Genomic DNA, 7,924 nt, shown 5'->3' with positions numbered 1-7,924 from the left:
TTCTTGTGTGCCATCTGCTCGGCCCCTCTACTTGATCGACGTGATCTTGACGCGGGTGAGGTCGGCACGGAAGCCCATGCGACGCTTGTACCCGGTCTTGTTCTTGTAGTTCTGGATGAGGATCTTCGGGCCGCGCAGATCGCCGAGGACCTCGGCCGTGACCGTGATCTCCGACAGGGCGTCGGCGGCCGACAGGACGGTGTCGCCGTCGACGTGGAGGACCGGGACGAGGGTGACGGAGTCGCCGACGTCGGCCTTGAGGCGATCGAGGGTGACGATCGTGCCGACCTCGACCTTCTCCTGCCGACCACCGGCGCGCACGACTGCGTAGACCATGGGGGTTCCTTAATGTTCGATGCTGTTCGAGGGGCCGCCTCGTCGCACGGTTCGGGCGAGGGCGGACGGATGCGGAGCCGAGACGGTCGTTCGTCACGTCGGGTTCACGACGCGACCAGGGGCCAGCGCGCACCAACGTCCGAGATTACACGGCGGCTGCGGCCGCCGTCAACGCCGTCCGACTAGCATCGGCCCGTGACCATCTTGATCGACGACCCCGTCTGGCCTGCGCACGACACCGTGTGGGCCCACCTGGTGAGCGACGAGTCGTACGACGAGCTGCACCGGTTCGCCGAGGCGCACGGCATCCCCCGCCGGGGGTTCGATCACGACCACTACGACGTGCCGGCGTCACGCTGCGCCGATCTGATCGCGGCGGGGGCCCGACCCGTCGGAGGGCTCGAGCTCGCCCGTCGACTCGAGCGGAGCGGACTCCGCGTGTCCCAGCGCGTCAAGCGGGGTCTGACGGCCTGACCGAACCTCCCGACGAGGTCGTCGCGCCCCGCTCACCACTCCGCGGCGTGACCGCCGAAGCTCGCGACCACGCCGCCCGACGCGATGTCGACGATGGTGGTCGTCACGGTGGTCGGCACGGGGTCGATCGTGTAGCTGAAGTCGGTCTCGGCCGTCGCGTCGGCGGTCTCGACGGCGAGGTACTGCCCGTTCGGCGAGACCGAGAACGACTCGATCGTGGTACCGGCGGACGACGGCTCGAACAGGCTCCGCGCCTCCTTCTGGTCGTCGATCACGATCAGGTTCCGGTAGCTGAGGCCCCCCTCGTCGGGCACCGCCACCTGCTGCACGTAGGTGGTGGGGCCGATCGCCACGAGCTCGCCGCGGAACGGCGTCCCGCCCTCGACGGCGGAGAACGGGATCGGCGTCTGCTCGCCGGTGTCGAGATCGACCCTCGTCGACTGCAGGGCGGTGGCGGCGACGATCGTGCCGCCGTCGAGGGCCACGCCCTGCAGGGCCACGAACGTGCCGTAGGGCCGAGGAGGCACGGCGCCGGTCAGGTCGTAGGCCGCGACGGTCTCGTCGGTCGCCTGCACCACGACCGTGGCCCGACCCGGCACGAAGAACCAGTCGAGCACGGTCACCGGGTCCCCCGCGATCGACAGCACGGGGCTCACGGCCCGCTGCCCCTGCAGCGGCAGCGTGTACAGGGTGTCCTGCTCGGAGCCCTGCGGACGCCATGAGAAGGCGAGCGTGGTCGAGGCGGCGTCCGCGTCGAAGCGGGTGATCAGGCCGGGACCGTCGGGCAGAGGCAGCGTCTCGACGGCGACGCCGTCGGGAGCCACGAGGCTCAGGGTCGACGTGGTGCCGTCGTCGGTCACGACGGCGACGGCCGTGTCGAAGACCTCGAAGGCCTGGATGCGCGGGGCCGACCAGACGACGGTGCGGTCGGCGGCGCCGGTCAGCGGCGCCCGTTCGATGCGGTCGTCGGCGCCGTCGACCCCGTGCACGATGCGCCAGGTCTCGGCCTCCGCGGTGCTGAACGTCGCGGTCAGGGTCGACGCCCGGGCCTGATAGACGCTCGAGACACCGCTGACGGTCACCGTGTAGTCGGTGCCGTAGCGGAGCCGGTCCGTGAACTGGACCGCCACGACGTCGCCCGACGTCTGCACGGTGTGCGGCGCGTCGGGCGTGACGACCACCTGGTCGGCGTCGACGTGCGCGACGACCTGGTTCGCGAACATCCGCAGCTGCTGGCCCGGCTGCTCCACCACGGCCGTCGTGTCGATCCGGCTCTCGGTGAGCTTCGGCCCCTGCAGGTGCGTCAGGACTCCGAACACGGTGCAGACGAGCGCCAGCACCGCCACGACGGCGATGAAGCGGCGCCGCTGGTGCCGACGCAGGTCGGCCGGGCCGAGCCCCGCCTCGTCGGCGGCGAGGTCGCGAGCGGCCGACCAGCGATCAGTAGAGGTAGGGGTCACTCGGCTGGCCCACCTTCTCGAGCGCGTCGGGGACGAGCGCGATCGGGTCGCTCGACGATCCGCTGCGGTTGGCCTCGAACCCGCCCGAGACGTCGATCCAGTCGTCGGCCTCGACGGTCTGCTGCCAGTCGGGCAGGTAGACGGGCACTCCGACGGGCTGGGCGTCGACCGCGCAGCAGGTGATGATGAAGCGCGAGACGTAGAAGACGTCGGGGTCGTCGCCGGCCGGCACGACGAAGCCGACGAGGTCGGCGGTCTTGCCCTGATAGAACGACAGATCCGTCGTCTGGCGGAGCAGCCCCGCCCAGTCGAGGATCGAGAAGGAGGCGTAGGTCTCGTCGGAGGCGCCGGTCGCGTCCTCGACGCTGGTGCGGTCGAGCGCCGCGGTCGACGAGTTCACGTCGCGCTGACCGGCCGTCGCGCTCGTGAGCGTGGCCGGCGGCAGGGCGACGAGCGCCACAGCGATGGCCACCGTGACGACCGCCCCCGCTCCGACGAGGATCCCGCGCGTGGCGGCGCGCCCCCGTCGCGGGCGCCGGGGACGGAGCGGACCCGCGCCGTGGTCCGGGCCGTCGTGGGCGCCGGCCTCGTGGTCGTGATCGTGGTCGTGGTCGTCGCGCTCCCGGGCCGGGGACAGCGCGAGCACCCCGACCGAGAGCACCATGCCGATGGCGATCATGATCACGGTGAAGACGACGTAGCGCGGGTGGATGTAGAGGATGAGCTGCCCGGTCGCGGCGAGCCACAGGGTGGCCACGCCGACGACGAGGGTCAGCAGCACACCCTGCCAGCGGTCGGCGAGTCGGCTCAGGGGACGTCGGTCACGCAAGGAAGTTCACCACCAGTCCGATGGCGGCGCTGGTCAGCGCCACCACGAGGGTCAGTTGAGCGAGCACCCGTGGACGGTACGTGGTGCGCAGGAGGGCCAGCATCTTCACGTCGATGATCGGGCCGAAGACGAGGAAGGCCGCGATGCCGCCGGGCATGAAGGTCGAGGCGAACGGCAGCACGAAGAACGCGTCGACGTTCGAGCAGATCGAGATGACGAAGGCGAGCAGCATCATGGCGAGCACGGACCAGACGGGGTTGCTGCCGAGGGCGACGAGCACCGACCGCGGCACGGCGGTCTGGATGGCACCCGCGATCGCGGCGCCGATGAACAGCGCCGGCATCATCGTGGACATCTCCCGGCGGAACAGGTCCACGCTCTGGGTCGACCGGCTCACCCCGTGACCGTGGTCGTCCGAGACCGCGCACTCCGCGGCGAACGACGACGTCAGCAGGCTCTCGGGGTCGGGGTGCCGGCTGTAGAGCCAGCCGATCAGGTTGGCGATGACGAACCCGCCGATCAGCCTCGCGACGAGGATCCCGCCGTCCCAGCCGAAGGCCTGATGGGTGGTGATGATCGTGATGGGGTTCAGGATCGGCGCCGCGAGCAGGAAGGTCATCGACTCCGACACGGTGAAGCCCTTGAGCACGAGGCCTCGGGCCAGAGGGACGTTGCCGCACTCGCAGACCGGGAGGAACATCCCCAGGAACGAGATGACGGCGCGCCGGAGGACGGGCTGCCGGGGCAGCCACGAGGTGAAGAAGGCCTGCGGCAGCCACACCTGGACCACGATCGAGAGGACGATGCCGAGGAGGACGAACGGCATCGACTCGACGATGACCGAGATCGTCAGAGTGACGAAGTCCTGCAGGGTGTTGGGCAGCAGCCCCGGGCCGAGCGCCGGAGTGACGAGGCGGACCGCCACGAGGAACGCCGCCACGACGGCCCCCGCGACGAGCAGCTGCGCCCGGGGCGAGCGACGACGCGAGGGACCCTCGACGGTGTGACCGACGGGCCGGGTCTCGCGATCACGGAACGGCGCGGTCACCGGTCCGACTCGCGGTCGGCTGCCGGAGGCGCGAAGCGCGACCAGTCGTCGGCTGCGGAGGAGACGGGGGACGGCGCCTCGGGCTCGATCGAGCCGGCGCCGTCGGGGCGTGCGGGCGAGACCACGGGCTCGTCGACCGAGCTCTCGTCGGGGTCCGGCTCGCCCACCCGGCCCGGCTCGCCGGGGCCGCTCGGTTCGAGGACCGACTCGGCGGCGAGGGCCTCGGCGCCGTCGTCGTGCCGCACCCACAGCCAGGCCAGGACGGCGCCGACGACGAGCAGCGCGGTGTCGACGACGCCCGCGGAGAGCGGGATGGTCGTCAGGTACAGGGCGAGGTTGACCCAGGTGCCGCCGTCGATGGAGAGCATGACGCCCGGCACGATCCCCACGATCACCAGGGCCGCCGTTCCGACGACGCCGGCGACGGCCGCCTGCCGGAGCACGGTGGGCAAGGCGTCGACGGCCCGGATCGGCCGGACGAGCACCAGCACGATGAAGGCCGCGAGGTAGAACGGGAACGGGTAGAAGGCGAAGCCGCCCAGGAACTGGCCGACCGGCGTCGCCGCGAAGCCGCTCGGGAACGCCGTAACGGAGTAGCCGATCGCCGAGCCGACGAGGGCCAGCAGCCCGAGCACGAAGCGGGCGGCCACGACGACGCCCAGGGCGGCGGCGGCCGTGAACACGGCGGCTCGGACCTTGGGACCGCGCGCGGAGACGACGACAGCCCGGAGGCCCGACCTCTCGGTCGGGTCTCCGGGCTGGGTCGGGGTCACGAAGTCACCTTAGACGACTCACAGGTCGTCGGAGCTGACCCCCACGCCGAGGATGAAGGGCCCCGACTCGTCCGACGGAGTCGCCGCGGGGGCCGCGGCCGCCGTCGTGCCCGAGCTGGAGGCACGGCGCGAGCGACCGCGTCCCTGTCCGGGCTGCTTCGGCTCGGGAAGGGCGCCCAGCACCGAGTCGAGCAGCTGCTCGGCGTCGTCCTTGCTGATGCGACGGGGCTCGCGTCGGGTCGTGGCGACGGGGATGTCGAGGATGGCGACGGACGCGTCGGGCGTCGACACCGTGGCCCGCGAGCGGCGCGGCTCGGCGCTGCGCTCGGGCTTCTCGGCCGGCGCGGTCTCGGTGGGCGCCGCCGGCTCGACCGCTGCGCGGGGCGATGCCGTCGGCTCGACGGTCCCGCTCGCCGCCGGAGCGGATGACGGGGCGTCATCGGCCGGGGCGTCGTCACGCGGGACCTCGTCACGAGGGGCCTCGTCACGGGACGACGAGCGTCCGCCGCGACGGCCCTTGCGACCGCCCCGACCGCGCTTCGGCTCGTCGGTCGACGCCGCCGAGTCGTCGCCCGCACCGGGCTCGGCGCCGGCAGCCGTGGCCGCGGCGTCGATGGCGGCCTCGACGGCCGCCGCCGCCTCGGTCGCGGAGTCGGTGGCGCGGTCTCCGTCTTCGGCGTGAGCGATGGTCGACGCCGCGATCCGCGACAGGGCGTTCTTGACGTCCTCCGTGATGGCGTGCGTGCCGGTCGACGGCGACGCGGGGTTCGACGGCGAGGTCGAGCCGCCCCGACCGGACGTCGGAACGGTGCCGGCGCCGTTGCCCGAGTTCTGGCCGTTGCCGCCGTTCTTGCCCTGCTGCGCCGAGCCTCCACGACGGCGCTGCTGGTCGTTCTTGCCTCGACCCTGCGGCTGCTGCTCCTGGACCCGGGCGGCGCTGCCGGCCTCGGAGAACGACTCGGCCAGCCCGAGACCCAGCTTCTTGCGGGTCATCTGCACGAGACCCAGCGAGGTGACCTCGGCCACCTGGTGCTTCGTGCGGTCGCGGCTGAGGCACTCGACGAGGCGGCGCAGCACGAGGTCGCGGTTCGACTCGAGCACCATGTCGATGAAGTCGACGACGATGATGCCGCCGATGTCGCGCAGACGCAGCTGGCGGACGATCTCCTCCGCCGCCTCGAGGTTGTTCTTCGTGACGGTCTCCTCGAGGTTGCCGCCCGAGCCGACGAACTTGCCGGTGTTGACGTCGACGACCGTCATCGCCTCGGTGCGGTCGATGACGAGCGAGCCGCCGGAGGGCAGCCAGACCTTGCGGTCGAGGGCCTTCTCGATCTGCTCGTTGAGGCGGTACTCGTCGAAGGCGTCCTTCTCGCCCTCGTAGCGCTTGACGCGGTCCATCAGGTCGGGGGCGACCGCCGAGAGGTACGACTGCAGCGTGTCGAAGGCCTCGTCGCCGTCGATGACCATCTCGTGGAAGTCCTCGTTGAAGACGTCGCGCACGATCTTGATCAGCAGGTCGGGCTCGGAGTGGAGCTGGTTCGGGGCGTTGCCCGCCTCGACCTTCTTCTGGATGTCGGCCCACTGGTTGGTGAGGCGCTTGACGTCGAGGGTCAACTGCTCCTCGGTGGCGCCCTCGGCGGCCGTGCGCACGATCACGCCGGTGTTCTCGGGCAGGGCCTCCTTGAGGATCTTCTTGAGGCGCGCGCGCTCGGTGTCGGGGAGCTTGCGGCTGATGCCGTTCATCGAGCCGTTGGGCACGTACACGAGGTAGCGGCCGGGCAGCGAGATCTGGCTGGTGAGACGGGCGCCCTTGTGCCCGACGGGGTCCTTGGTGACCTGGACGAGCACCCGGTCGCCCGGCTTCAGCGCGAGCTCGATGCGGCGGGGCTGGTTGCCGGTCGCCAGGGAGTCCCAGTCGACCTCGCCCGAGTACAGCACGGCGTTGCGGCCGCGCCCGATGTCGACGAAGGCGGCCTCCATCGAGGGCAGGACGTTCTGCACGCGGCCGAGGTAGACGTTGCCGATGAGCGACACGTTCTGCGCCTTGGCGACGTAGTGCTCGGCGAGGGTGCCGTCCTCCATCACGCCGATCTCGATGCGGTCGCCCGACGAGCGGACGATCATCTTGCGGTCGACGCTCTCGCGACGGGCCAGGAACTCGGCCTCGGTGATCACGGTGCGGCGACGGCCCGCGTCGCGACCGTCGCGACGGCGCTGCTTCTTGGCCTCGAGGCGCGTGGAGCCCTTGATGCGCTGGGGCTCGGTGATCAGCTCGACCTGGCGCTGCGGACGCTCCCGCGGAGCGCGCTCGGACTGCTGACGGGGCTCGGAGTCGCGCTCCTCGCGGTCGTGGGAGCGACCGCGCGAACGGCGACGCGAGGGCTGCTGCGGCTCGTCGTCCGTGTCGTCGTCGAACCGGTCGTCGCGGTCGTCGCGATCGAGACGGTCGTCGCGGTCGTCGTCGAAGTCGACGTCGTCGTGCGGGCGGCGTCGCCCCGGACGGGCCGGCAGCGGCACGATCTCGGGGGCGTGGAAGATCAGGGTGGTGGTCGTCAGCTGCGCCGGGATCGGCGACGACGGAGCCGCCTCCTGCTCGCGGACGGCCTCGGCGGCCGCCTCGGCCGCGTCCGCGCGCTCGACGGGCGTGGTCTCGGTGGGGTCGTCGACCGCGGTCGGGTCGACGAGCGATGCGGTCGGGGTGACGTCGGGCTGGGTGGTCGCCGGCTGTGCCGCGACCTCGTTCTCGTGGGTCACGGCTGATGCCTCCTGGGCGTCGTCTCGTCGGATGGTCCGGGCGGTGAGGTCGTCTGCGGGCGCCGGGGGCTCCGCGGTCGGTGCCGCGATGGCGGCAGCCTGACGGGAACGGCGTCCGCCGAACAGTCCTCTTCGTTTCTTCGGGCCGGGCTCGTTGCTGTTGTCGTCGTTGTGGTTCACCACTGGTGGTGCGCTCCTCGCCCCGCCGAGGTCGAGCCGTCGGCGGGAGATCTCGTGTCGTGACCGAGCG

At 71.6% G+C, this 7,924-nt stretch carries 7 protein-coding genes; 1 reads left to right on the top strand and 6 read right to left on the bottom strand.

The window, feature by feature from the left end:
* Nucleotides 1-27: 27 nt before the first annotated feature.
* Complete coding sequence (rplU, locus tag FFA01_RS13495; RefSeq protein ID WP_146856707.1) at nt 28-336, bottom strand: 50S ribosomal protein L21; 309 nt, start codon at nt 334-336, stop codon at nt 28-30.
* 195 nt (nt 337-531) lie between these two features.
* Between rplU and FFA01_RS13490 the strand changes: the two genes are divergently transcribed.
* Nucleotides 532-810, top strand: a complete 279-nt coding sequence (locus tag FFA01_RS13490; protein ID WP_146856706.1) for a DUF4031 domain-containing protein — start codon at nt 532-534, stop codon at nt 808-810.
* 32 nt (nt 811-842) lie between these two features.
* On the opposite strand, the gene FFA01_RS13485 is transcribed toward FFA01_RS13490, so the two are convergent.
* Genes FFA01_RS13485 through FFA01_RS13465 form a run of 5 tightly spaced genes read right to left on the bottom strand, consistent with a single transcriptional unit; the run spans nt 843 to nt 7,857 of the window.
* A complete protein-coding gene (locus tag FFA01_RS13485; protein ID WP_146856705.1) occupies nt 843-2,270 on the bottom strand; it encodes a hypothetical protein in 1,428 nt (475 codons plus the stop codon).
* Nucleotides 2,251-3,099, bottom strand: a complete 849-nt coding sequence (locus FFA01_RS13480; RefSeq protein ID WP_244289851.1) for a TIGR03943 family putative permease subunit — start codon at nt 3,097-3,099, stop codon at nt 2,251-2,253. The genes FFA01_RS13485 and FFA01_RS13480 overlap by 20 nt, the downstream gene beginning before the upstream one ends.
* Complete coding sequence (locus FFA01_RS13475; protein WP_371859216.1) at nt 3,092-4,147, bottom strand: permease; 1,056 nt, start codon at nt 4,145-4,147, stop codon at nt 3,092-3,094. The genes FFA01_RS13480 and FFA01_RS13475 overlap by 8 nt, the downstream gene beginning before the upstream one ends.
* The gene (locus tag FFA01_RS13470; protein WP_146856704.1) at nt 4,144-4,920 is read right to left on the bottom strand and encodes a hypothetical protein; all 777 of its coding nucleotides are present in this window, start codon (nt 4,918-4,920) and stop codon (nt 4,144-4,146) included. The genes FFA01_RS13475 and FFA01_RS13470 overlap by 4 nt, the downstream gene beginning before the upstream one ends.
* Nucleotides 4,921-4,938: 18 nt before the next feature.
* Nucleotides 4,939-7,857: an Rne/Rng family ribonuclease gene (locus tag FFA01_RS13465; RefSeq protein ID WP_146856703.1), complete on the bottom strand. Its 2,919-nt coding sequence runs from the start codon at nt 7,855-7,857 to the stop codon at nt 4,939-4,941.
* Nucleotides 7,858-7,924 lie beyond the last annotated feature (67 nt).

The organism is Frigoribacterium faeni, assembly GCF_007988805.1.
GTDB classification, from domain to species: domain Bacteria; phylum Actinomycetota; class Actinomycetes; order Actinomycetales; family Microbacteriaceae; genus Frigoribacterium; species Frigoribacterium faeni.
Note: the sequence above shows the minus strand (reverse complement) of the source record. Positions and strands in the feature narration are given on the sequence as shown.

Bases quoted from the DNA above. Each gene is read 5' to 3' on its own strand.
- rplU (WP_146856707.1), bottom strand. From the start codon at position 336: ATGGTCTACGCAGTCGTGCGCGCCGGTGGTCGGCAGGAGAAGGTCGAG.